This window comes from Enterococcus raffinosus, assembly GCF_001886185.1.
Taxonomy (GTDB): domain Bacteria; phylum Bacillota; class Bacilli; order Lactobacillales; family Enterococcaceae; genus Enterococcus_A; species Enterococcus_A raffinosus.
Genome location: NZ_JXLA01000024.1, coordinates 18,786 through 44,259, shown reverse-complemented (window position 1 = coordinate 44,259; position 25,474 = coordinate 18,786). Strand labels below are relative to the sequence as shown.

The 25,474-nt window shown below is 39.0% G+C and carries 20 protein-coding genes, 1 pseudogene and 1 riboswitch; of the genes and pseudogenes, 19 read left to right on the top strand and 2 right to left on the bottom strand.

Going from position 1 to position 25,474, the window contains the following annotated elements:
* The first annotated feature begins 109 nt into the window (after positions 1 to 109).
* From RV13_RS13340 to truA, 13 genes and pseudogenes are all read left to right on the top strand, one after another.
* Entirely contained in the window at positions 110 to 526 is a 417-nt protein-coding gene (locus RV13_RS13340; RefSeq protein WP_010746936.1) for a hypothetical protein, read from the top strand.
* Positions 527 to 717: 191 nt separating this feature from the next.
* Positions 718 to 2,331, top strand: a complete 1,614-nt coding sequence (locus RV13_RS13335) for an FAD-dependent oxidoreductase (protein WP_010746935.1) — start codon at positions 718 to 720, stop codon at positions 2,329 to 2,331.
* A 4-nt stretch (positions 2,332 to 2,335) separates the two neighbouring features.
* The gene (locus RV13_RS13330) at positions 2,336 to 2,686 is read left to right on the top strand and encodes a hypothetical protein (RefSeq protein ID WP_010746934.1); all 351 of its coding nucleotides are present in this window, start codon (positions 2,336 to 2,338) and stop codon (positions 2,684 to 2,686) included.
* 67 nt (positions 2,687 to 2,753) lie between these two features.
* Positions 2,754 to 3,263: a DinB family protein gene (locus RV13_RS13325; protein WP_028020621.1), complete on the top strand. Its 510-nt coding sequence runs from the start codon at positions 2,754 to 2,756 to the stop codon at positions 3,261 to 3,263.
* Between the two features lie 105 nt (positions 3,264 to 3,368).
* Positions 3,369 to 3,435, top strand: a riboswitch (Fluoride riboswitch).
* A 101-nt stretch (positions 3,436 to 3,536) separates the two neighbouring features.
* Positions 3,537 to 4,807 (top strand): annotated as a pseudogene (gene eno / locus RV13_RS13320) (phosphopyruvate hydratase).
* 322 nt (positions 4,808 to 5,129) lie between these two features.
* Entirely contained in the window at positions 5,130 to 6,983 is a 1,854-nt protein-coding gene (locus RV13_RS13315) for a BglG family transcription antiterminator (protein WP_010746929.1), read from the top strand.
* A gap of 1 nt (position 6,984) precedes the next feature.
* Complete coding sequence (ypdE, locus tag RV13_RS13310) at positions 6,985 to 8,025, top strand: aminopeptidase (RefSeq protein ID WP_010746928.1); 1,041 nt, start codon at positions 6,985 to 6,987, stop codon at positions 8,023 to 8,025.
* Positions 8,026 to 8,039: 14 nt separating this feature from the next.
* A complete protein-coding gene (locus RV13_RS13305) occupies positions 8,040 to 8,345 on the top strand; it encodes a PTS sugar transporter subunit IIA (protein WP_060789320.1) in 306 nt (101 codons plus the stop codon).
* Positions 8,346 to 8,372: 27 nt separating this feature from the next.
* Positions 8,373 to 8,714, top strand: a complete 342-nt coding sequence (locus tag RV13_RS13300) for a PTS sugar transporter subunit IIB (protein ID WP_010746926.1) — start codon at positions 8,373 to 8,375, stop codon at positions 8,712 to 8,714.
* Between the two features lie 107 nt (positions 8,715 to 8,821).
* On the top strand, positions 8,822 to 10,147 hold the full coding sequence (locus tag RV13_RS13295) for a PTS sugar transporter subunit IIC (protein ID WP_010746925.1): 1,326 nt from the start codon (positions 8,822 to 8,824) through the stop codon (positions 10,145 to 10,147).
* 16 nt (positions 10,148 to 10,163) lie between these two features.
* Complete coding sequence (locus RV13_RS13290; RefSeq protein ID WP_010746924.1) at positions 10,164 to 11,222, top strand: M24 family metallopeptidase; 1,059 nt, start codon at positions 10,164 to 10,166, stop codon at positions 11,220 to 11,222.
* Between the two features lies 1 nt (position 11,223).
* Complete coding sequence (locus tag RV13_RS13285) at positions 11,224 to 12,411, top strand: MalY/PatB family protein (protein ID WP_010746923.1); 1,188 nt, start codon at positions 11,224 to 11,226, stop codon at positions 12,409 to 12,411.
* Positions 12,412 to 12,533: 122 nt separating this feature from the next.
* On the top strand, positions 12,534 to 13,271 hold the full coding sequence (gene truA / locus RV13_RS13280) for a tRNA pseudouridine(38-40) synthase TruA (RefSeq protein WP_010746922.1): 738 nt from the start codon (positions 12,534 to 12,536) through the stop codon (positions 13,269 to 13,271).
* A gap of 48 nt (positions 13,272 to 13,319) precedes the next feature.
* Here truA and RV13_RS13275 read toward each other — a convergent pair whose 3' ends face one another.
* Entirely contained in the window at positions 13,320 to 14,090 is a 771-nt protein-coding gene (locus RV13_RS13275; protein ID WP_010746921.1) for an ABC transporter permease, read from the bottom strand.
* A complete protein-coding gene (locus tag RV13_RS13270) occupies positions 14,083 to 15,000 on the bottom strand; it encodes an ABC transporter ATP-binding protein (RefSeq protein WP_010746920.1) in 918 nt (305 codons plus the stop codon). The genes RV13_RS13275 and RV13_RS13270 overlap by 8 nt, the downstream gene beginning before the upstream one ends.
* Before the next feature lie 163 nt (positions 15,001 to 15,163).
* Here RV13_RS13270 and RV13_RS13265 point away from each other — a divergent pair, with 163 nt between their 5' ends.
* From RV13_RS13265 to RV13_RS13240, 6 genes are all read left to right on the top strand, one after another.
* Entirely contained in the window at positions 15,164 to 15,499 is a 336-nt protein-coding gene (locus RV13_RS13265) for a PadR family transcriptional regulator (protein ID WP_010746919.1), read from the top strand.
* Entirely contained in the window at positions 15,489 to 16,247 is a 759-nt protein-coding gene (locus RV13_RS13260) for a permease prefix domain 1-containing protein (RefSeq protein WP_010746918.1), read from the top strand. The genes RV13_RS13265 and RV13_RS13260 overlap by 11 nt, the downstream gene beginning before the upstream one ends.
* A 130-nt stretch (positions 16,248 to 16,377) precedes the next feature.
* Positions 16,378 to 18,036, top strand: a complete 1,659-nt coding sequence (locus tag RV13_RS13255; RefSeq protein WP_010746917.1) for a MutS-related protein — start codon at positions 16,378 to 16,380, stop codon at positions 18,034 to 18,036.
* 477 nt (positions 18,037 to 18,513) lie between these two features.
* Positions 18,514 to 21,918: an MSCRAMM family protein gene (locus RV13_RS13250; protein ID WP_028020470.1), complete on the top strand. Its 3,405-nt coding sequence runs from the start codon at positions 18,514 to 18,516 to the stop codon at positions 21,916 to 21,918.
* Positions 21,915 to 23,474, top strand: coding sequence for a SpaA isopeptide-forming pilin-related protein (locus RV13_RS13245; protein WP_010746915.1), 1,560 nt, complete (start codon positions 21,915 to 21,917; stop codon positions 23,472 to 23,474). The genes RV13_RS13250 and RV13_RS13245 overlap by 4 nt, the downstream gene beginning before the upstream one ends.
* A 205-nt stretch (positions 23,475 to 23,679) precedes the next feature.
* The gene (locus RV13_RS13240) at positions 23,680 to 25,392 is read left to right on the top strand and encodes a SpaH/EbpB family LPXTG-anchored major pilin (RefSeq protein ID WP_010746914.1); all 1,713 of its coding nucleotides are present in this window, start codon (positions 23,680 to 23,682) and stop codon (positions 25,390 to 25,392) included.
* Positions 25,393 to 25,474 lie beyond the last annotated feature (82 nt).

Genomic DNA, 25,474 nt, shown 5'->3' with positions numbered 1-25,474 from the left:
TAAAAATGAAAACGATTGAAAAAGGATTTGTCAATCACAAAGCTGTATGTTAGGATTTTCACTATCTAGGAGTTGATTAAGGGAGAAGTATTGGAGGGGAATGCCTAACATGAGTATCACAACGATGGAGGAAATCAAAGAAAATCTTGTGAACTATCTATTTAAATGGAGAAAACAAATTGCTATTGGGGGAGTAGTTGTAGCGATTTTAATGCTGTTTACAATTATTAATAAAGTAACCCCCAATAATTCTGCCTGGCTTCAAGGTAATTGGACCAATCAATCGGTGAACTATTCCTTTAAAGCTCAGAATAAGAACTTTACTGATTGGACGATTAAGCGTAAGGGTGCTTTAGCATTAAAAAAAGCGAGAATCGCGGTTAATTCCACTAAAAAGGAAGTCATTATGACAGACGATGGGAACACGATCGAATATCATGCGATTCGAACAGGGCGAAAGCAATTGCGATTAGAAATAGTGAGAGACGGGAAAAAGACAAGCTTAGTAGAATTGAATAAAGAGTAAAGATCAATCCTCAATAAAAGGAGATTGATCTTTTTTTATACTAACAATTTTTTTGGAGAACAATTCTTTGCTGGTATTTTATAAAAATAGTACTATCAAAAAAGAAACGAAATGAGGTAATACACGACTGTAGAGTTGAACCGAAGTATTACCCAAAATATAGAGGTCTACCATGAAAAGGAGAGGTTCACATGAAAGTTGTAGTTATCGGCGGAGTTGCCGGCGGTCCTTCATTTGCCACACGCTTACGTCGGTTGAATGAAGAGCATGAGATCGTTATTTATGAACGTGGAGAAAATATTTCTTACGCCAGTTGTGCGTTGCCATATTATTTAGGCGGTGTGATTGAAGATTTAGATTCTTTGATTGAACGAACACCTGAAATTTTGAAGGTAAAAAATAATATCGATGTCTTCACGACTCACGAGGTACAGACAATTGATCCAGATAAGAAACAATTGGTCGTTAAGGATTTAAAAACTGGAGAGGAAGCTACAACGAACTATGATAAATTAGTTATTTCTGCAGGTGCTCGTCCAACTTTTCCACCAATTAAGGGGGCCGAGGAAGCAGAAAATGGCTTTGTTTTACGCAGTGTCACCAATGCGGCAGACATCAAGTCATTTATCGATGAAAAGGATCCTAAGAATGTTCTAGTTTTAGGTGCCGGTGTTATGGGCTTGGAGTTGGCTGAGAACTTCAAGCATCGCGGGATGGATGTAACTCTCGTTGATCAATTGCCGCAGGTCGCGTTTCCCTATGATGAAGAAATCGCGGATTTAATCTACGATAAGCTGATTGAAAAGGGCCTGCATGTTCATTTAAGTACAAAGGTTGAAGAAATTCGCCAAGCAGGAAAAGAAGTTGTGTTGTCTGATGGCACAACGCTTGAGCCAGATATGATCATTTTCGCTACTGGGGTTGCCCCAAACAATGAAGTGGCGAAATCCGCTGGTATTGAACTATCTGATGATGGGCAGATTATTGTTAATGATCAATTAGAAACGAACGTCCCTGATATCTATGCGATCGGAGATATTATTAAAACAACGAGCCTAGTTACAGGACTAGCAACATCCAGTATGCTGTCTAGTGCCGCCAATCGGCAAGGACATATGTTAGCAGATATGGTCAATGGCACACCAATGAGTTATCGTGGGTATATCGGTGCTGGGGTAGCGAAAATCTTTGATTACACCGCAAGCTATGCTGGGATGACAGAGCATGCGTTGAAGGCTGCGGGAATCACGAATTATAAATCCATCTTTGTAACGCCCTTTGATCATGCGTACTTTTATCCAGGAGCGACACGCTTAAACTTAAAAATCATTTTTGATGCGACAAGCGGCAAAATTTTAGGAGGACAAGCAGTTGGTGAAAAGGGTGTAGACAAGCGAATGGGCGAACTATCTGTGGCTATCACTGGCAATCTAACAGTCTTTGATTTACCAGATTTGGAATTGCCTTATTCTCCTCCCTACTCAACGACACGCGATCCATTAAATATCGCCGGCTACGTGGCGATTAATCAAATGACCAATGTGGTCGAAACGATCAAGGTGGAGGATATTCCGGCAGAGGATTTAACCAATGCCTTTTTCTTAGATATCCGCGAACCTAATAAAGCGGCCTCTGGCAGCATCGAAGCGACCAAAAACATTCCAATGAACGAGTTGCGTGATCGCATCAATGAGATTCCAAGGGATCGCAAGGTGTATATTACCTTCAGAAAAGGCCTAAATACCTATACTTCTGCTCGCATTTTAGCAGGCTTCGGCATTCCGGCTATTTTGATTGAGGAGTAAAGGAATGAGTGAATTCAATCAAGTGTTCAATCAAGCACAGCAGTTCTTGATCCTACAGGCCTATATTGATTCGCAGCTGTCAGCAGAGGAATTAATGAATTTCACGTTATTGGAAACAATGGATAATCTGCCGGTTGTGTTCTATTCGGCGGGAGTGATGCTGATTCAACCGGATATTGATTTGGATCAATTCACCCATAAGTTTTATCCCAGGGATTCTATGGCTGTTCAACGCAAAGAGCATGAGTTAGAAATTGTTTTGCCCACACAAAAATTGCTGTTTCATTTTGACGAAATAAGTGAAGCCGAACAAGTCGAAAATGATTTGATCTATTTATACTCGAACATCGAATAGTTGCCCTCTGAAATTCATCGTAGTATGGTAAAAGTAGTACATTATCACGAACTAGGAGGATTTCATGATGGAGAACACAGAATTTGCGATGGAAATGCTGGATCGCGCGCAAGAACGTTTTGAAGATACCTTTGAGCAGATGACGACGGAAGAGGCGAATCAAATGCCGGCCCCTTTAATCAAATCTGTTACTTGGCTTATGTGGCATACCGCGCGAGAACTAGATCTGCAAATCTCGGATTTAAATGGAACGGAAGCATTATGGACAAGTGCTGGCTGGTCAGAGAAATTTGCTTTAGATTTGCCGGACGATACGGAAGATTATCGTCACACCCCTGAAGAAGCCGCGAAGGTAGTCGTAACCGATCGTCAATTGGTTTTAGATTATTTATCTGCTAGTGTAGCTTTTACAAAACAGTATTTGAAAAACGTTGAGGAAAGCAGTCTTGATGACGTGATCGATACCAATTGGAACCCGCCAGTAACCCGCCAAGTTCGTATCGTTTCGGCAATCGACGATGCTGTGATGCACTCGGGACAGGCAGTTTATACTAGACGATTGGTACTAGGGAAATAGATTTTTAGGACAGCCCCTTTGTGAAAAAAGCGGGCTGTCCTTTTTACTTACGAAAATGAAAAACAGTGTTTCACTTGCTAAATGAACTTTGTAGTGCTATTCTTTTTTCGAAAGAGGGATGGTGCACCCCTCCTAACTGCTGAATTATTCAGCTGATGGCGCCTGTTATAGGTTAAATACTTTTAATGCTCTGGCTTATTCGCTTTGAGTCGTTTTAAAGGTACTTAACGTGTAACAGGTTTTTTTGTATTCATTTTTAAGGAGGAACTAAATATGACAGTCGTAATTGAAACAGTAAAAGCAAGAGAAATTTTTGATTCCCGCGGAAATCCAACCATCGAAGCAGATGTCCTTTTATCGGATGGCTCGTTGGGTCGTGCGGAAGTACCAAGTGGTGCATCTACAGGAGATCGTGAAGCAGTCGAATTGCGTGACGGCGGTATTACTTAATGGGAAAAGGTGTCATGAAGGCAGTGGAAAATGTGAATACTGAGATTAATGATGCGTTGAAGGGTTTATCTCCTTTTGATCAAGCGAACATCGATAAATGTATGATTGACTTAGATGGTACGCCAAACAAGGGGCGCTTAGGAGCCAACGCTATTCTTGGCGTTTCGATGGCAATTGCTCGTGCGGCCGCCAAAAGCCAAGATATTCCTTTGTATCGCTATCTTGGCGGAGTGGATCTTGAATTGCCACAGCCCTTTTTCAATGTAATCAATGGCGGTGTTCACGCGGACTCAGGAATTGACGTTCAGGAATTCTTGATCACACCAGTAAAACGTGAAAGCTTCCGTGACGGTGTTGAAAAAATTGCTAACACCTAACATACATTAAAAAATATTTTAGCCAAAGAAGGGTACGAAACTGCTGTTGGTGATGAAGGCGGTTTTGCTCCTAAATTAGGCAGTACAGAAGCAGCAATCGAAATGTTATATCGTGCTATTAAGGAGGCTGGGTATGTATCAGGTGAAGAAATTGCCATTGCATTAGATCCGGCATCGAGTGAATTTTATAACGAGGAAACAAAAAAATACCATTTTGAAGGCGAAGAAATGACTTCAGAGGAACTGCTGACCTACTATCAAGATTTAGTAAAGAAGTATCCAGCAATTATCTCCATTGAAGATGGATTCTCCGAACATGACTGGGAGGGCTTCAAGAAGATGACTGAAGCTATGGGAGAAGATATTCAATTAGTCGGTGATGATATTTTTGTAACGAATCCTGCCATCTTCGCTGAAGGAATTGATAAAAAAATTGCCAACTCAATTTTGATTAAACTAAATCAAATCGGTACCGTCTCCGAATCAATCGAAACGATCAAACTAGCTCGAGCTAATGGGTATTCAACCATGATCTCTCATCGTTCAGGTGAAACAGGTGATACATTTATCGCTGACTTTGCGGTTTCAATGAATGCCGGACAAATCAAAACCGGATCGATGGCCCGAAGTGAACGGGTGGAAAAATACAACCAGTTCCTACGTATCGAAGAAGAATTAGCAGGCTATGCAAAATTAGCACGTTTTCCTAAGGTTTAATTAATAAATGATTCTTTAACCCTCTGCCCATCTTTTTAATGAGCAGAGGGTTTTATATTTAAAGATCAATGACTGAAATTTTAAATACGTCCTTAAATGAGAACGTGCGCTTTGAATTATCATTTTTATTGTGAGAGAAATAGTCAATTGATACAATTCATAAAATGCGCAAATCATTAAACGTGCAAAAAGGCATTTATAGATTTTAGTAACCAGACACGTTTTGCACTATTAGGTGGAAAAAATTCAACTTTTCTAATGAAGTAGGTTTTTCTATACTAAGCGTGTAAATGATAGCGCTTGCTAAAAAGGAGAGGTGAGGATGAGAGAAGGACAGATACTGACAATACTAAAAGAAAATGATTACTTGAAGATCAATCATTTAGCAAAAAAAATTGGTGTTTCCTCTAGAACAATCCGTAACGATTTGCAAGGTTTATCAGAATTACAACAAGGATTCAAGATTGAACGATCTGCTAAATTAGGATGCCGATTGGTTATTTTAGATGAAGAAAAATTTTCATCATATCTAGCTGGATTTACTGAATCAACGATTGAGATGCAAAAATACCGATTAGATTCACTGTTGAGTCTCCTTTTAATTGATGAAAATTATCAGACTGTCAAACAACTAAGTGACGAATTACTAGTCAGTAGCAGCCAAATTAAAAAAGATCTTTCGAAGCTTGAGAGATACCTTAAAGATAGCCCTTTAATTTTGGAAAGAAAAGCGCACTATGGGATTCGGCTCATTTGTGAATTAAAAAATCGACTATTATTGCTGCAAGATTATTATCAGAAAGGGAATATAAAGTTACTTGAGAAATTAGAGACAACATTTACGGTAGAAAAACAAAAAAAATTAAAAGACAATCTTTATCATTTAATTGATAAGAATAAGTGGAAAATTGATTATATAGAATTTAGAAGGCTGGAAGAGGAACTATTTTTATTATTACTGACTCAAAAAAAAGAGAAACAATCTGACAAATCTAATTCTCTTTTGACAGAGATTCTCCATGGAACGGGTTTATTAGTGCCGAACCAAAAAGAGGCACATGATTACTTTGAGGCTAGTTTACTTGCTAAAACAAAGAAACTTGAAATATTAAGTAATAAACAAGTATTAAAAGAAGAAATTACAAACTTTTTTCAACAGATGGATCAGCAGCAAAAGACTCATTTTTCGACGGATCAGGAATTTATTGATCTAGTGTATCTACATGTAGCAGCGTTGATCGAACGTTCGCGTAAAGAAATGAAATTTAGTAACCCTTATTTGGAAGATATTAGTAAAGATTATCCTGTGATTTTCAATTTCGCTGTGATGTTCTCAAAATGGCTCGAAGAAAAGTTTAAATTGAGAATAGCTTCAGATGAAATTGGTTATCTTGCGACACACATGACCGTTCCTTATCATAAATGGCAGCAAAAATTGATTGAAAACATTTATCGAATTGCGGTTGTTTGCTCATCGGGAGGAGGAATGGCTTACCTAGTAGAGATGAAGTTAAAACGAATTTTTCCCCGAGCAAAGATTCAAACTTTTTCCATGTTTGAAATAGAACAAATAAAAGATTATTATCCTGATTTGATTTTTTCAATTATTGAACTAACGATTGAAATCGATTGTCCAGTTATTTTAATGAGTGAGATCCAAAGTGAGCTAGATTATTTAGAGGTAAGTGAAAACCTTAGTCTGGTGAGAAGCGATGAAAGTTTTTCAATAGAGCGTTCCTTTTTTGAGTTGTTTTCGGAATCTTTGTTTCGAATTGAAAGAGGCCAATCTTATTCCGATATTTTAATGGATCTTGCAGTCCAAGTAGAAGAAACTATTGGATTTAAAGGATATAAGGATTCATTACTGGAACGAGAAAATTATTTGTCGACGATCTATCAAAATGGGGTTGCAATCCCTCACCCGCTACTCATGTCTGGAAAAGAAAACCGAGTCGCGGTTTGTCTCTTGCCAGAAGGAGCAAGTTCAGCTGGGCGGACAGCCAAGATCATTTTTATGGTTTCATTAAAAGCTGAACAACTAGACATTCACCAAATTATTTCGAAAGAATTAAGCAAGTTAATGAATCATCCGGCAGCGATAAATATGTTAGCTGAGAGTAAAAATTATCATGAGTTTTACTATACATTAAAACGTGTTTTAGGAAGAAGGAATTAGAGTGAATATTGATTTTTTGAAGGAGCTTACGAATGCTGACGGAATAGCGAGCAACGAAAAGGAAGTCCGTAAAGCTATTTTAACCGAGCTAGATGGGCTTCATTATGAAAAAAGGACAGATGGACTTGGTAGTTTGATTTTTACGAAGAAAGGAAAAAGCCATAAAAGTATCATGATCTGCGGACATATGGATGAAGTTGGGTTCATGGTTCGTAGCATTAGCAGCTCGGGGCTGATTCATTTAATGGTCGTCGGTGGTGTAAAACCGCTTGCTCAACATCTACAAAAGGTTCGGATTACTACGTTTAATGGAAGAAAGATTAGTGGTGTCATTAATGGTGACTATCGTGAAGGTCAAACTGAAAATCTTTATTGTGACATTGGAGCGACAACAGCTGAAGAAGTAGCTGAGTTAGGTATAGAAATTGGGAATATGGCATGCTTCGCCACGGAATTTGAAGCCTTTGATGTTCAAGATATTTATGCTGGTAAAGCCTTCGATGATCGTTTAGCTTGTTTTGTCATGGGAGAGCTGATGAAGCGTTTAGCGGAAGAGGAGGTACCGCTGACTGTTCATTTTGCAAACACTAGCAGTGAAGAAGTGGGAATTCGGGGAGCAAAGACAGCTGTTCAGATGATTAATCCGGACGTCGTTTTTGTTATTGATGTGGCGACATTCAGCACAGCATTTGTTCGGGATCATACCAACCAACGGCAGATTGGAAAAGGGCCGATCTTGACTCACTTCGATCGAACGCTCGCTCCAAATCTGGAAATGGTGCGCTATGTGAAAGAAATAGCAAAAAAACGGACGATTCCATTACAGTTGGATATGTTTAATTCAGGTGGAACAGATGGTGGGGAAGCACACAAAGTGAACGAAGGAAAACCGACTGTCGTGACGATTTTGCCTGTTCGCTATGGACATTGTGCCTATTCAATCGTAAATAAACAGGATATTCAACAAATGATTGAACTATATGAAGAGTTAATTAAAAATTTTACAGAAGAAACATATCACCGAATGGTAGATTTCATTTAGAAGGGATAAAAAACATGACAAAAGAAGAACAAGAAATCGTACAACTGATCTCGATTGCTGGAGAAAGTAAAGCGAAAGCTTTTGAGGCACTGGAATGCGTAAAAACCAAGGAGTTTGATTTGGCAAAAGGACTGATTGAAGAGTCGCGAAATTTGGATTTAGAAGCTCATAACATTCAAACAGATTTGATTAGTCGAGAATTAAGTGATGAAGTGGAATCGTCAAATGTCGGATTATTAATGGTTCATGCTCAAGATCATTATATGACAAGTCAATTAGCTCGAGACTTAATAGAAACGTTGATTTCGGTATTACAATAAAAACATATTTTTAAGGAGATAGATATTATGAAAATTTTATTATGCTGTGCTGGAGGATTTTCTACGAATATGTTGATGCAGAATATGCGCAAGGTGGTTCAACAAAGTGCAAAATTGAATGATGCGGATTTTGATTTTACGGCAATTCCCGCAGACTCGATTGAAAGTCAAATTGATGGTTGGGATATTGTTCTAGTTGGACCACAAATCACTCATAAGATAGATTTCATCAAATCCATTTTAGAGCCGAGAGATATTCCTTATGCTGTGATTGATAAAGATGTTTATGGACAGATGGATGGAGCAACTGTAATGAAACTTGCCTTGGTTACACATAAAAAGCACCAGTTAGCGAAACAAGCCATCTAAGCTAAAAAATATCTGCTTCGCTATTCTGAGATTAGAAAGTGTAAAGGAAATGACAATATAGTTTTTATCATGAAACAGAATCATTACTAGGAACTAGGAGGAATACTATGTTCGCAAAATTTGAAGCTTTTATGAATCGATTCTTTGTCCCATTGGCACATAAGGTTGATAATCAAAGGCATTTAAGTGCAATCAAAGCTGGGATGGTTGCAATGACACCATTTACTATTTTAGGAAGTTTCTTTGCTATCTTACCTGCATTACCGAATATGCTGGGTGAATCCAATGGATTTAGTCAGTTCATTTTGAATAATGCAGAATTATTCAATTTGCCTGTGACTTTATCAACTGGCTTGATCGGCCTCTATGCTTGTGCGGCGATTTCTTATAATTTAGGGAACCACTACAAATTATATATTCCGGGAGCAGTAACGTTATCGCTTTTTGGTTTTTTGTTCATGACAGCGATGTTTGATGAAAATGGTCTGCTAGACATTGCTAATTTTGGTGCTAAAGGTCTGTTCACTTCGATGTTCGTTGCGTTAATAACAGTGGAATTATATAATTTCTGCAAAAAAAGAAACTTAACCATTCGAATGCCTGAAGGGGTGCCAGATTTTGTATCCAAGTCATTTGAACTGATTCCTGTAACCTTGATTGTAGGGGGAACCTTCATTATTGGTCGTTTCGCATTAATGCAAACTGCTGGCGAATTGCCTCCAACCATTTTGACTCGTTTCTTATCGCCACTGGTTGGATCAATGGATAATCCTTGGTCAGTTTTAGCATTGAATTTCTGCATTTGTCTGATCTTTTTCTTTGGGATTCATTCATCTGTGTTTAGTCCCATCACACGCCCAATTATGGTTGCATTTATAGCAGAAAACATTTCGGCTTTTCAAGCTGGGGAACCAATTCCTCATTTTTATACAGCTGGGACATCAAGTGCTTTCTTCGGCTTTACTGGCTGTGGGATTTCAATCGGCTGCATCGTTGCTTGCATGGTTTCTAAATCAAAACGGTATCGAAAAATTGGAAAAGTCTCACTGTTTCCGGCTTTATTTGGAATCAATGAGCCGATCTTGTTTGGTGCACCTATTATTTTGAATCCGTTAATGTTTATTCCACATGTATTTGGTGGGGCGCTCATTGGAACCTTGCCGATGTTCTTTATGCATTGGGGATTATTGAATAAACCAATTTTTGATCCACCGTATGTGGGGGTCTTTCTTGAAGGATTTTTGACGAACGGAGATTGGCGAACAATTTTAGTTAACGCGTTGCAGTTAGTCTTAGCGGTCGCAATTTATGTGCCATTCTTTAAGGTTATGGAACGAAATGAATTGAGAGATGAAGCGAAGAAAAAAGAACAGAAGAATATTTTTGATCAAGGTGATACAGATATTTTAGACGGCTTAGATTTGGACTTCTAGTAATGGAGAGTAGCAGATGAGAATTGAGAAATTACAAAAACTTCTAAAAAAATCAGATAAAGAGGCCATCATTATCAAAAATCGTGGGAACAAAAAATACTTTGGTTCCTTAGGAGGCAGTGGTATCTATTTAGTTGTGACACCTTCTTCTCAGGTACAATTTTTTGATGGGCGCTACCGACAAGAAATAAAAGATTTAACGGGTGGGTTTGAAAATTTTGAAGTGCCACAGGGAAGTTATTTGCCCAAGATTATCGAATGGCTGCACCAGCAAAAAATCAAAAATCTGGCGATTGAATCAGACGGTTTGTCAATAAAAGAATATAGTTGTTTATCTGAGACATTCAATGTAACCATTTGGTCAAGTCAAATTCAACAATTACGTGCAATCAAATCAGCAGAAGAAATTCAATTGATCAAAAATGCATGTACAATGACGGATGAAATTTTTGCGGAACTACTTCCAAGTATTAGGGTTGGTATGAGTGAGAATGAATTAGGGGCATTGATTCATTACCTTTCTTTGAAAAAAGGAGCTTCAGCTATGGCCTTTGATCCGATTGTCGCAAGTGGACCGCGAAGTGCACTTCCTCATGGAAGACCAACGCGACGTTTATTAGAACAAGGAGATTTTGTCACAATTGATTTTGGAATTGTGCTGGAAGAGTATCAGTCAGATATGACTCGAACGGTGACAATAGGCGAGGCACCTCAAGAATTGTATACGATCTATCAAGTGGTGAAAGAGGCTCAACAAACAGCTATTGATTTTATTCGCGAAGGCGTAACAGGTCAAGAAGTAGATGAAGTTGCACGAAAAATTATCGATGAGTCAGGTTATGGCAAATATTTTAGCCACGGGTTAGGCCATGGCATTGGTATGGGTGGTGATATACCGATTTTGAATAAAAATAGCCAAATGATTTTAAAAGAAAATATGGCGATGAGTGTTGAACCAGGAATTTATCTACCCGATGTAGGTGGTGTACGAATCGAAGATGATATTGCAATACAAAATGGTGTTGCCGTTGTCTTAAATCAAACGACTAAAGATTTAGTGAATGTAGGTGTGTAACATGTACAATTTGGAGAATGTCATTGACCGCAAGCAAGGAAATGCACGGAAATGGAGCAATCAGGTACTAAAAGAAAAATTTGGATTAAATGAAGAGGCAATTCCAATGGACTTAGCGGACATCGATTTTGAAGTTGCCCCGGCCATTCAAAAAGCAGTAATGAAACGCGCAAGTATTGGAGATTACAGTTATACTTATATTCCAGATGAGTTTTACGAAGCAGTGATCAATTGGAACAAACGGCGATATAATACACATATTGAAAAAGAATGGATTAAGCTAACCTTCGGAACAGTATCTACATTGCATTATATTGTACAGGCCTATACGAAAATAGGAGAAGGTGTTCTGATTAACACCCCTGCGTATGATCCTTTTGCTGAAGCGATAGAGCATAATGAAAGAAAGCTCTTTTGCAGCTCACTGATTAATCGTGAAAATCGCTATTATCTTGATTTTGACGATATAGAAAAACAGATGAAAGAAAATAATATTAAGTTATATATTTTTTGCAGTCCACAGAATCCTTCTGGTCGTATTTGGACAAAGGAAGAACTTTTCCAATTAGCAGAATTATGTATTCGTCATGAGGTCCTTCTAGTTTGTGATGAAATACATCGTGATATTGTTTATAAGAATCAAACATTTACTTCGATTTGGAATGCACATCCAAAAATTTCTCAACATAGTGTCTTGTGTCTTTCGCCTAATAAGGGGTTTAATTTAGGGGGATTAAAAACCTCATATGTGGTGGTTCCAAATCCGGATATTAGAGAAACACTGCTGCTTCAATTGCAAAAAAATTCAATTACCTCTCCTCACGTATTTGCTGTGCCAGCAATTGTGGCCGCTTATAATGAAAGTGAAGATTGGCTGGATGAAATGATTGATTATGTAGAAGAAAATATGGAAATCATTTATGATTTTTTTGCAGATATACCAGAAGCTAAAGTTATGCCAGCCGAATCATCTTTTCTAGCGTGGATTGATGTTCATAATTGGTTCAAGGATGAATCAGAGATGCAGGGTTTCTTTCAACGTGCAAAATTAACGATGGTGGTAGGCAGTTACTTTGTTCAAGATGGTGAAGGATTTGTTCGTCTGAGTATTGGAATGCCAAGAAACTTATTAATGGAAGCTTTAAGTCGTATAAAAAAAGAATACAACAAGAACATGATCCATGCTTAATTTCAGGGTAAGCCAGAGCACTTTTTAAAAGTCCTCTGGTCTTCTTTTGACCTCACCACTAGTCCCTCTCAGTCTTCTGTGGTACATTGGTTCAGTGTGAAGTGAACGAGGAGGAAATGTGGATGCGAAATATTAAATTAACCATTGAATATGATGGCAAACGATACCTTGGCTGGCAGCGTTTAGGAGATTCTGAAAAAACGATTCAGGGAAAGATCGAAAGTGTTATCGCGCAAATGACAGGTGAAAAAATCGAGATCATTGGATCTGGTCGAACGGATGCGGGCACTCATGCCAGAGGTCAGGTCGCGAATTTTAAAACAAATTCAGAAATGGCCCGCGGTGAAATGCTGTCATTCTTTAATCGCTATTTGCCAGGGGACATCGTTGTAAAAAAAGTTGAAGAAATGCCTGAACGTTTCCATGCCCGATATAATGTAAAAGGAAAGCAGTACAGCTATTATGTGTGGAATAATCCAATTCCAACAGCTTTCGAGCGGTACCACAGCTTTTATGTTCCTGATAAATTAGACATGGATAAAATGAATGCGGCCTGTGAGAAATTATTAGGCAAACATGACTTTATTGGCTTTTCTGCGTTGAAAAAAACAAAAAAATCAACTACACGAACGATTGAACGTATTTCGATTGAACGTGAAGGAAGTATGTTGCATTTTACCTTTATCGGTGACGGTTTCCTGCATAAAATGGTGCGTATTTTAATGGGAACCATTTTAGAGATTGGCTCAGGCAAACTGTCGCTCGATGTCATTGATGAGGTTTTGGAGAATAAAGTGCGCAAGGATGCAGGAGAGACCGCGCCAGCGCAAGGGCTTTTCTTGGATGAAGTTTATTATTAAACAAAAAGCTGAGTTCGAGCGTTTATTTGCTCAAACTCAGCTTTTTGTTTAGCTTCTTAATCCACGTCCGCGGTCAATTAGATGCCAGCAAACACTGTAAAGAACGACAATGAATAACACTAGGATCGACATGGATACAACGATAGATACGTCCATCACACCAAGGAAGCCGTAACGGAACCCGGAGATCATGTAGACGATTGGATTGATCTTAGAAACAGCTTGCCAAAAGGGCGGCAACATCGAAATCGCATAGAAAACACCACCAAGATAAGTTAACGGCTGTAAAACAAAGGTCGGAACGATGGAAACATCGTCAAAGGATTGAGCGAAGATGCCGTTCAATAGTCCCGCCAATGAAAACAAAATGGCCGTCATCAATAAGGTAATGACAACGATGGCCCATGAGTACACATGAAGTGGAACGAAAAAGAGCGAGATAATCGTTACTAGGGAGCCAACTAAGACACTGCGGCCAACGCCGCCTGTCACGAAGCCCCAAATAATAATATGAGTCGGCACAGGTGCCACTAGCAGCTCTTCAATATTCTTCTGAAACTTTTGTGAGAAGAAAGAAGAGGAGACGTTGGCATAGGAGCTGGTAATCGCAGACATCATGATCAAGCCTGGGACGATAAACTCCATGTAAGAAAAGCCAGCCATATCCCCGATACGTCCGCCGATTAAGTTACCGAAAATAACAAAATACAAAGATGTAGTAATGACTGGGGGGACTAACGTTTGTACCCAGATTCTTAAATAGCGATTGGTTTCTTTGACTGCCAGACTTTTAAGGGCAGTGAAGTATAGATTAGACATGATTTTCCTCCGTGATTTTTAGGAATAGTTCTTCTAAACGGTTTGATTTATTCCGCATAGAAAGTACCTTGATTCCTTGTTTCGTCAGTTGGTCAAAGAGCTCGTTGATTCCTTGATCGCGCACGACCTCTACTTCTAAGGTTTGTTCATCGACAAACGTATGCTTGAAGCCGTTGATCATAGGTTCAATCTCATAAGGCGCTAAGTCAAAAATGAATGTCTCGAATTGCAGTTTTGCCAATAAAGATTTCATACTGGTATTTTCAATCAGCTCACCTGCTTGAATAATACCGATGTTTCGACAGAGCATCTCGGCTTCTTCTAAATAATGAGTTGTCAAAATGATCGTTGTTCCACTTGCGTTAAGCTCCCGTAGGAAAGTCCACATTTCACGGCGCAACTCGATATCAACACCAGCGGTCGGTTCATCTAAGATCAATAATTTGGGTTCATGCATTAGCGCACGAGCGATCATTAAACGACGCTTCATTCCTCCAGATAACATTCGCGCACGAACATTCCGTTTTTCCCATAAATCCGACTGCTTCAAGTATTTTTCGCTGCGAGCTAAAGCTTCCTTTCGTGGAACGCCATAATAGCCCGCTTGATTGACAACAATCTGCTGGACAGTCTCAAAAGGATTGAAGTTAAATTCTTGCGGTACTAAGCCAATTTGTTGTTTGGCCATTACTAATTCTCTGTCTAAGTCATAGCCGAAGACTTTGACATTGCCCGATGTTTTGTTGACGAGCGAGGTGATAATTCCGATAGTTGTCGATTTCCCCGCACCGTTTGGTCCTAGTAACGCGTAAAAATCACCTTCCTCAACCGTCAAATTAATCCCCTTCAAGGCCTCCACACCAGTAGCATAGACTTTTTTCAACTCGTTTATTTCAAGTGCATTAGTCATTAATATAGTTCTCCTTGTTTCTTATGATTCCCTTATTTTATCATTGATTTTTATGATCACAAGCCTTTAGATTTATAAAAGTCAAAAGAAAAAAATGAATTTGACATATGTAGATTATCGACATATAATTTAAGTAGATAATCTACATGTGGAGGTGGAAAAAATGATCGACAAAGGATTAGTCTCTGGGAGTACCACGATGCTGATATTAAGCTTGCTTTCTGAACGAGATATGTACGGGTATGAAATGATCGAGCTGCTGTCGCAACGCTCTCAAAATGTTTTTGAATTGAAAACTGGCACCTTGTATCCACTCCTGCATCAATTAGTCAAAACTAACTACCTTAATTGTTATGAAAATGAAGTGAATGGCAAAAAAAGAAAATACTATCAATTGACCAAAACTGGGGAAATTTATTTAAAAGCCAAAATCAAAGAGTGGGAGACCTATTCTGCGACTGTTTCAGATATTTTAGGTGGTGTGGAATATGGACACTAAAGAGTATTTGAAAAAGCTCTCAAAATGTATCAAGGTAACAAGCGCACGAAGTGAAATAATGCGAGAATACAAGGAGCATATCGAGGATCACAAAGAGGCACTGATCAATAGAGGAATGAGTGAAGAAGCCGCTACAAAAGAAGTGCTGAAGCAGCTTGGTGATCCAATCAGTGCTGGTGAAAAATTGGATCAAGTTCATCGGCGAGGAATTGAGTGGGGGATAACAATTTATTATCTCGTTTGGGCGATAGTTTTGAATGTGATTCCTTGCTTGTGGGGTGGGAGCCTACTAACGACTGCTGCGCCGAATTTTATTCTTTATAGCATTGCCGGCATTCTGGCATTTGCTGGATTCTTTGTCTGTTTTCTTGAAAAATATACAGATGCTTCGTTGTTTTATGCATGGGCCAATAATTGGGATGGCGGAGGGCTCACGAATAGCGGATTGATCCTCGCGCTATCGATTGTACCAGTGACAGGTTCTATTCAACTAAAACTTTTTTGGATTATTGTGGTTGGTTTACTATTTAATATTGAAAGATACTCGATTGCTGCCTTAAGAGATCGAAAGGAACAAAAGCTGCTTTGGGAGATTGGCGTTGCTGTAACGAATATTTCCTATAAAGGTCAAGGAATAGTGAGCGGAAAGAAAATACGCATGAAAAGTAAAGAACATTTAATTGAAAAAGGAACCTCTTTTGTCATTATTGGCTTGGAGGGGTTCAAACCAGTGGCGATGCCTATATAAATGAAGACCAGTCGATTGATGGCTGGTCTTCTTGGCATATATGATGAGTTTTTACTTTAAGTATCTATAAAAAATAGTACCGCTTTTTTTAAATGGTAAAATAAACAAAAAAGAAGGTGGGGGTACGTCAGTGGGAGTTATCGGAATATATGGAATTGTGTTTGGTATTGTGGGTCTTTTTTTTCTAATTTCTGTTTATTTTACTTATCGCCGGAATCAAAAAATTAAAGCTCAAATCAAAGAGGAGTATGGGAAAAAGACTGAATGGAAACTAGATGAACGCGATTATACTAGTATGAAAAAGTATTATCATCACATGAAAAATCGTGGACCGATGATTGATGATATTACTTGGACAGATTTGAATATAGATGAACTTTTTAAGCGGATGAAAAATACGCAATCTAGTATCGGCGATGAATACAGCTATTACTTTTTTAGAAGACAGAAGAACCCGGACCTGAGTCATTTTGAACAGGCTGTGGAATGTATAAGAGAGAACAGTGAAAAACGTGAGCAATTGCAATTTGCTTTTTATCGAATTGGTCGGAAAACAAATAATCAGCTTATTGATCTGCTGATAGATCCAAGCAAATTTCCGCAAATAGCGATGCCGCTAATTGTTTTGGTAACAGCGATAAATGTTGGCAGCTTGATATGGATGGTCGTTGATATTGATTATGGCATCTTGGCGGTCTGTCTCGGTTTTTGTTTGGGACTCATTTTATTTTCCTTTGTATTGCGCAAAATTTATCATGCCTTCGAGGCTTTAGGCATGTTTTCCCGAATGGTTCGTGCGGCAAAACTAATGGTGGCATTAGAGCTTCCTGCTTTTCAGAAGGAAACAGAGCAAATGCGTAAACATCTTGGCGTATTTAAAAATATTACGGCATTAGCGGATTACATTATTCAAATTTCTAGTTCAGCAAACAGTTTGATGATGATCATTACTTCCTATTTTTCAATCTATGGCTATGCGTATTATGCGATGGTAAAGTTATTTCAGAAACATCGCAATGAAGCGCTGGAGCTATATGAAACAATCGGCTATGTCGAACTCTGCATCTCAATTGCTTCTTATCGTGAAAGTTTAGCTTATTACTGTAAGCCGGATTTTAGTGAAGAAAATGAAATAGTATTTGAAGAAATCATTCATCCGCTGTTAGCAGAGCCTGTTCCTAACACACATAATATGGGCAATAAATTATTGATTACGGGCTCAAATGCGAGTGGGAAATCTACTTTTGCGCGAACGTTGACAGTGAACGCGATTCTAGGCCAGCTGTTTAACACCTGTTTAGCGAAAAGCTATCGCTTTAAACCTTGCCAAGTCTATAGTTCGATGAATCTTAAGGATGATATTATTACTGGTGACAGCTTTTATATGGCGGAGATAAAATCGTTGAAACGTTTATTGCACATTGCGGAATCCTCTTCCTACGTGATGATTTTTATGGACGAAATGTTCAAAGGAACCAATGTAATAGAACGAATCGCTGCCGCTTCGATCATTTTGAAAAAATTTGCTGATTTGGATTGCTTTCTTTGTTTAGCCACACATGATGTGGAGTTAAGTCGAATTTTAGGAGAACGCTATGAGAATTATCACTTTCGCGAGGTCGTTACTAATGACGAAATATTCTTTGATTATACTTTGCGGAAAGGTGTAACAACAGGTAGTAATGCGATCAAATTATTGGCTTATTGCCAATATGATCAGGAAATTGTATCACAGGCGGAAGCATACGCTGAGAGTTATCGAACAAACGGAGAGTGGCTGCCTCTTTAATTACGGGACGTATCTGATTACATTAGATACGTCTTTTTTTGTGCGTTAATAATTTATTTTCAACGGCATGATTTTATTATCTTTGTAAGTGGAAGAACAAAATGGTTGAGTATTAATTAAGTAATTGAAAATTAATGCACATAAAAGCGTTTTTGTAATGATAATAAATATTTTAAGATTATAGACTTAATTTTAAATAGAAAAGAAGGATTATATGTCTTAATTTTAACCTCTTATTCGTTTGTAATGCATCTTGTTCCAAAAATATTGTCACATGAAAATAGTAGAAATATAATAAAAATGATTTTAAAATGATTTTCTGTATTTATTTTTGAGAGCTGAAAGTTGAGTATTTTGATAAATGAATAATTAAAAATTTTTATTGGCTTTAGCTTTAAAAGAAATGATATAGGAAAGAGAGTGGGGGGGATTGCCAATAGAAGGGAAGAGAAAAGTCATAAATGAAAGGAGGGCATTATGAGTAAAATCAAAAAGCGGTGGTGGCCGATTCTTTCAATTTTTCTGATGGTCCTGTCCAGTTTTCCAATCCAGACGATCGCTGAAAATCTGCAGACTGTGGAGACCAGTCGTGTAACGAATCTCCAGCTTACAGACAGCCAAGGAAATATACTTTCTAAAGAAATCAAACCTGATGCTTTGATTATTTCAAAATTTGATCTAAGTGTGGGCGAAAAAGAAAAAAGCACATGGTTGCTCCCAGCAGAAGTCACAACAAAGGATAAAGAGATTTATCACGAAGAGGATGTTACTCTAACGATTGAAAACAATCAATTGACAGTAGTAAACGACAATGACCAGCCTGCTTCGATTGAAGGAGTAAAATTTGAATTTCAGCTGTCTGATCAAGTACGTTCCTTGTCACAGGTAACATTGAATTTTTTTAATACACATGAATTTCAGCTGGATTTAAAGCAGGAAATAGCTACCAAAGAAACAACAAGTGAGAAAAGTGCTGTGAAAAAGAAGACCGCTGATAAGAGTCAGAAGTTAACCCCATTTGGCGGTGGAATAACCCCCTTTGCAGCGACAGACAAAACAAGTGAAATTAACGATATGAAGTTGAACAACATTTATATCAAGAATGGTAGCAATCCACCCATTTATATTGTAAAGGAGGGCGTTAAACAGGACCCTCAACCAACAATAAAAGTCGGTGACGGTGTGTACTTTGACTATACCTTTACTGTACCCTCTTCGGCGAACTTAAAAGATGGGGACTTTATCTATATTGCGTTACCGGAAGAGTACTTCAATTTTTCTAGTGTAAGCAATTCAGTGCCATTTTACGAAAGTTCTGGCGATAAGATTGGAGATATGACGCTGGAAACAATTTCCGGGAAAAAGTTTTTAAAAATTACCTTCAATGATGCGGTAGAGACGAATTGGAATGGGCTGCAGGATTGTTATGCGACAGCTTATGGGACAGCTAGTCAAGAAAGCAGCAGCGGTTCGACAGGAAATACGGAAACTGGCAGCTACCCAATCGAAATCGATCCCAAGCCAGCTGAATCGTATCCGGGAAAACCGATTGGGGATCAAAAGCCCATTACTAAAAATGGTGGGGCAACCAACAATAGTAATAGAGTTTATTGGAATATCCCAATCATGATGGACAATTATAAAAAAGCGTTTGAAGATGATGGTCCAAGCTTATACAAAAAAGTTGTCTTAAAAGACCAATTAGATCCTTCTTTAACTTTGATCGAGTATTCTGCATACATGAACATTTATGCGGCGGATGAAGATGGAAATATGACTTCAGATAATCTAGGATCTTTTCAAATGCTAAGTACAACAAATACCAATACGAGCTTGCCGTTAGAAAGTCTTACGCAAAATATTTCTGAATCAGATGCAGATTTTGAGACTCGGATTGAAAGTCATAATTATCCTTGTTATGGAGTAACTTCGGATAATAAGCTGGTGATGAATTTCAAAGATTTGCCCAATCTAACGAATGACAAAAGTAATGGGCTGCTGCTCTTTGGCAATGCAGCTAGAAGTACGAAAGAACGTATTTGGGATTTGATAGATACAGCAGTAAATGATGGGAAAATGACGGCTTTACGGGGAGATAAAACGAAAGAGGCATACGAAAACTATTTTAGTGTTGATAGTGGACAAACCTATGATAATTATCCATTCGGTTTAGTGGTTCGAATTACCTGCTCAACCACTTTAGGCGAAGGTTCGATCATCGAAAATAAGGCGATGGTCTATTGGGAAACAAATACTTCTGGTGAAGAAAGTGATGTAAGTAAAGTCACTGTCAGTAACTGGGGTGGTGGTGCAACCCGTGTACCGCCGACGACTTTCCGATTGAAGAAGATGGATAAGGATACGCAAGTAATTCTAAAAGATGTCGAATTTGAATTGAAAAAGGAAACCCCTGCTGGTTCGAATACCTATGTCACAATTTCAGGCGGAAAAAAGAAAACAGATAGCAACGGAGTTCTACTTTATGAAAATTTGACCGACGGAAATTATTGCTTGGTTGAAGTGAGTAATCCTGATCCGCGGTACACAGATAAACTAGAGATTATTCCACCAGATGGAAAGAATGAATCTGGGAAGTATTATTTTACGATCGATAAAAATGCGGCAGAAGGTGTCGCTGTCAGTGCCTATAACGAGTTGGCCAAAGGAAAAATTACTTTAGTTAAAAAGGATGCAGACACAGATGAAAAACTAAACGGCGCCAAGTTCACGCTTCGCAAGAAGAACGGCGACGAATTGGTTACTCCCCAAGTTTTATTGGAATCAGGTAAAAATTATCTCTATCAGTACAACGATACAGGGAAAAAATATGAGTTGGTTGAAGACATTGGTTCGACTGCCAAAAACGGCGAGATCACGGTCTCAGGACTACCGATCGATGAGTATTATTTCCAAGAAGAAGCGGCGCCTGATGGCTATACCTACGATGACGACGGTAAGTCTAACGCAGCAAAGATTACCACTGATGGAGAGACAGTCAGTGTAACGAGAGAAAACCGTAAAAAGGTCGGAAAGCTAAAGCTGACGAAAAAAAATTCCGATAACGAAAAATTAAATGGTGCTGAATTTGAACTGTATCTAGTCAATCCAGATAATTCGGAAACGAAAATGGGTGCGAAATTTGTTACTGGTAAAGATTATGAGTATAAGTACAATACGACCAGTGATAAATACGAGTTTATCGAAAGTACAGGGACTAAAGGAGAAATCACTATTACCGGATTACCTTTAGGAAAATACTATCTGCTGGAAACCAAAGCGCCTGATGGTCATAAAATTGTCGGAGATGGTAAAACAGCTGTCAGCGAGATTACTGACGAGGGTGTAACGATCACCTTTGAAGTCACGAACGAACGGGCAGAAGGCGGCGTGACACTGGAGAAGAAGGACGCTACCAATGACAAAAATTTGAAAGGTGCGAAGTTTAAAGTAGCCACTAATAGTGCTGGGACAACTTGGTTTGCATCAGAAGAATTAGAGGTCGGTGATGGTACGGCTGTAAAAGGTACGTACAAAGCAGTGAAAACAGGCGCTACTTGGAATTTTCAACCAGAGAATGTGGTGACACCAACTGGACAATTAGTGATTACCGGCTTACCTGAAGAAACCTATTATTTTGTAGAAACCCAAGCACCGACTGGCTATGTACAACTATCTTCACCAGTTCAATTTACGATTATTGGCGGTCAGTTAGCAACTGCCAATATAGTAACGGTTGAAAATCATCCGAAAGGCACGTTACCAGAAACTGGAGGTAATGGTTATACATGGTTTACCAGGTTAGCCCCCATCGCACTTCTGATCGTGAGCGGATATTTTGCCAATCAGCAGTTCAAGCGAAAAAAGGCAGGTGTTGGACGATGAAAATGAAATCTCTTCTTTCTCTGCTCTTGATTTGTTTAGCGGGAATTGTGTTGGTTCAACCGGCTGACGCGGCAGAAGCTCAAATTCATCTCCATAAACGTCTATTTGTAAATCAAGAAGTACCTAGCCAAATTAATCAGGGCGGCGCACTAGGTGATACAGAACTGTTAAAAGATTCATACGGAGTGAATGGTTCAACTTTTGCAATTTACGAGATTGGAGATTACCTTCGCGATTATGTAATGGTCGATAAGCAGCTGTCATTTGATCAGGCAAAAGATTTTATCGCGGATGAGGCCAATGTATTACGCAGTGAGCTGGAAATATTGGCAACACCTGGTCATGTGGAGGAAGAAGCTATCCAAGCGCGCTACCCGAAAATTCATTTTGTTCAAACCAAGACGACTGCTAAAGGAAGCTTCACCGACAATACAGGAAGCAGTGTGACTGAAGATGGGTTACTTTCTATTACACTGCCGACTGATCGACAGCAGGTCTACCTTATTGTTGAGTTAGACAGCGGAAATAGTTTGCCAGTCGATCCGGTTGGCTTGTCCAATTATCTGGTTTTAGATAGTCGTTTGTTTGGTGCAACCGCCACACATGTTTACACAAAAAATAAAGCGTATGTTCGTGAACCGTATTTTATCAAAATGTCGAAAGAAAATGACGGTTCTACCAAACCGTTAGCTGGAGCCAGTTTTATTCTCTCGAAGAATGAACAGGGAGAAAAATTCTATTTAAGAGCAACGGCAGGCTCTGTCAGCGATTGGCTTTCTGAAAAGGAAATTAAAGAGTCACCGTTGAAAGATGAGCGTGTAAAGAAAATGATTTCCGATCAAGAAGGGATCGTTAGAACGAATCTAGGTTTGAAAAGCGGCAGCTATTTGTTTGAGGAGGTCGCGACGGTTGAAGGATATGAGATATCTGAGCAAGCGCGTCATATTTCGGTGGAAATTCCTCAAGATCAGCGGCAACTGATTTTGATTAATGGAACTGAGGTCGGCGCGCTATCGCAGAAAGACAAACTACCGATCGTTTACAACCAACGAGTCGCTGGTATGAAACGGTTTCAAAAAATTGACGAAAAATCTGGCGATGTGTTGAAAGAGGCGAACTTCGTTGTTTTAAACAAAGACATGCAGTATTTGACGAAGCAAAAAAAGTGGGTCTCAGCTGAGTATGGCAACGAACACCCAGAAGAACTATTGGTCCTAACTTCCAATGAACAGGGGATTTTTGAATTGGATGGAATGATCTATGGTAGTTACTCTCTCTTAGAAGTCAAAGCGCCAGATGGTTACTTTTTACCAGAAAATTACTTTATTGACTTTGAGATTAATGAGGCTAGCAGTGACACCAAAGAACCGTTGCGAATCGTTAACAAAAAAAGGGGAAACAAAGAGTTGCCTTCAACAGGGTCGAGTGAGATTTACTATCGCTTACCCAGCAGACGATTGCCCCAGACGGGAATGACGCCATCGATTTATCTATTTGTACTTGGTCTTCTCTGTCTATTCATAATCGTCATTGTTAAGAAAAGAGTACGAGATTAGCGATTAAGGAAGAAAAAATAAATACATTAAAATGAAAAAGGATGCCAGTCGAACTTTTAGCAGTCATTTTGGTGAATAAATCAAGGGTCAAAGTTTCGATGAGTAAGTAGGTGTCAGAGTATAGAGAGATGGTATACGGCTTGAAAATCAGACTTATTTTTCTGAGGAAAAATAAATACATTAAAATAAAAAAGGAGTATGAGGCATGAAATTTAAAAAAAGAATTTGGGGATTATTGGGTATTCTGATCTTTATGCTAAGCAGTTTTGCTGGCTTAGGCAATGGTCTTGTAGCGGAAGCAGCACCAACGGATGTAGACGTGAATATTTATAAAGGGGCATACGATTCCAAACCAGCAGATATCCAGAATACTGGTGAAAAAGATGAAGATTGGCATACTAACAATGGAGGGCACCCATTAAAAGATGTCGGTTTCACCGTTTATGACGCAACGGAAAAATTCTATACATTGGCTGCTGCGAATCCAACTTGGTCAGTAAATCAATTACGAGATGCGATCGCGACAGCGGGGGCTTCTGGTTTGACTGCAGTTGGTTCTGAAAAGACGACAGATGCAACGGGGCATGCGAAGTTTACATTACCGGATAAAGTGACAGTTAATTCTGTAGAAAAAGATGCGGTCTATCTATTTGTAGAAACTTCTCGTCCAAGTAATATTTCAGCGAGCGGTGCAGCAGACAACATGGTAGTGATTTTTCCCGTATACAAAATGAACGCAGATGGCACGCCAACGAACGACAAGCTTACGGAACTTTTCTTATATCCAAAAAATGTTCAAACAGATGACATCGATGTGATCAAAGAGAAGGAAGAAAAAGATGATTTTACAGTTGGTGAACCCATTGAATACAAAATCACATTTGATGTACCAGTAGGGATTGATGGATTAGCTAATAATGATCTAGCGAACCCCGTTTATCGCTATACTCAATTCTTCTTACGTGATGAATCGCAACCGAATCTGCATTATTTAGACAATCAAGGCTTATACGTAGTCGAATCGAATGGCTCCTTGACAGCAATTTCAGATGTAGATTTCTCGGTTGTTGCTGATCCAAGCGGCACATCAATCAAAACAGGATATGACAATATCTTCCATGTATTTTTCAATAATAAAAACAGCTTGAGTGATCAAACACCAGATGTTGTAAAGCTTGGCAAGTATGCCGGCAAAAAATTAGTCTTCAAATATCGCATGTATTTAGATGAAAATACGACACCGGATGAATGGATCGACAACCAAGCAACATTGCAGTATGAAAATAACCCATCGAACGGATTACAAACATTGCCTTGGTCAGGAGATGACGTCATCACTTATGGTCGTCGCTTTGAAAAAGTTGATCAAGACAATGGTACGTCGTTAGATGGCGCAAAATTCATTGTGAAACGTAAAAACAATGGCGTGACTGAGTACATGATCGCTAAAGCAACAACGTCAAGCCCATCACGCTGGTCAACCACAAAAGGTGATGCTTTAGAACTAACCTCAGCAGGTGGAGGATTATTCACTGTCACAGGCCTTGAAGGAACTGTAAGTCACGACGCGACTGGCGTTGCATTACCATTAGAGACCGTTCCTGGAAGCTCATCAGTCGGTGATCCAACGCACCCGGCGACTGTGGGTAAGGAGTTGGTTCAATATTGGTTGGAAGAAACGCAAGCACCAAGTAATGATTACGTAGCTCTGACGGCAGATATTCCTTTCACTGTTGATTATGGCACCTATACATCAACGATCGTCGTTGGTGATGAAACAGAAGTAGAGAACAAACGTAAAGGGACTTTACCAGGTACCGGCGGAAATGGCATCTACGCAATTATTGCGATCGGTGCTGTAGCAGTAGTTGCAGTTGGTGCATACTTCTTACGCAATAAAGAAACAGTTGAAGAATAAAACGAACAACTGATTAATCATAAGGCCGGGATATCAATCACGTGTGATTTGATACTCGGTCTTTGTAGTAAAGGATAGGAGA

Bases quoted from the DNA above. Each gene is read 5' to 3' on its own strand.
- RV13_RS13340 (WP_010746936.1), top strand. From the start codon at position 110: ATGAGTATCACAACGATGGAGGAAATCAAAGAAAATCTTGTGAACTAT.
- RV13_RS13335 (WP_010746935.1), top strand. From the start codon at position 718: ATGAAAGTTGTAGTTATCGGCGGAGTTGCCGGCGGTCCTTCATTTGCC.
- RV13_RS13330 (WP_010746934.1), top strand. From the start codon at position 2,336: ATGAGTGAATTCAATCAAGTGTTCAATCAAGCACAGCAGTTCTTGATC.
- RV13_RS13325 (WP_028020621.1), top strand. From the start codon at position 2,754: ATGGAGAACACAGAATTTGCGATGGAAATGCTGGATCGCGCGCAAGAA.
- RV13_RS13315 (WP_010746929.1), top strand. From the start codon at position 5,130: ATGAGAGAAGGACAGATACTGACAATACTAAAAGAAAATGATTACTTG.
- RV13_RS13305 (WP_060789320.1), top strand. From the start codon at position 8,040: ATGACAAAAGAAGAACAAGAAATCGTACAACTGATCTCGATTGCTGGA.
- RV13_RS13300 (WP_010746926.1), top strand. From the start codon at position 8,373: ATGAAAATTTTATTATGCTGTGCTGGAGGATTTTCTACGAATATGTTG.
- RV13_RS13295 (WP_010746925.1), top strand. From the start codon at position 8,822: ATGTTCGCAAAATTTGAAGCTTTTATGAATCGATTCTTTGTCCCATTG.
- RV13_RS13290 (WP_010746924.1), top strand. From the start codon at position 10,164: ATGAGAATTGAGAAATTACAAAAACTTCTAAAAAAATCAGATAAAGAG.
- RV13_RS13285 (WP_010746923.1), top strand. From the start codon at position 11,224: ATGTACAATTTGGAGAATGTCATTGACCGCAAGCAAGGAAATGCACGG.
- truA (WP_010746922.1), top strand. From the start codon at position 12,534: ATGCGAAATATTAAATTAACCATTGAATATGATGGCAAACGATACCTT.
- RV13_RS13275 (WP_010746921.1), bottom strand. From the start codon at position 14,090: ATGTCTAATCTATACTTCACTGCCCTTAAAAGTCTGGCAGTCAAAGAA.
- RV13_RS13270 (WP_010746920.1), bottom strand. From the start codon at position 15,000: ATGACTAATGCACTTGAAATAAACGAGTTGAAAAAAGTCTATGCTACT.
- RV13_RS13265 (WP_010746919.1), top strand. From the start codon at position 15,164: ATGATCGACAAAGGATTAGTCTCTGGGAGTACCACGATGCTGATATTA.
- RV13_RS13260 (WP_010746918.1), top strand. From the start codon at position 15,489: ATGGACACTAAAGAGTATTTGAAAAAGCTCTCAAAATGTATCAAGGTA.
- RV13_RS13250 (WP_028020470.1), top strand. From the start codon at position 18,514: ATGAGTAAAATCAAAAAGCGGTGGTGGCCGATTCTTTCAATTTTTCTG.
- RV13_RS13245 (WP_010746915.1), top strand. From the start codon at position 21,915: ATGAAAATGAAATCTCTTCTTTCTCTGCTCTTGATTTGTTTAGCGGGA.
- RV13_RS13240 (WP_010746914.1), top strand. From the start codon at position 23,680: ATGAAATTTAAAAAAAGAATTTGGGGATTATTGGGTATTCTGATCTTT.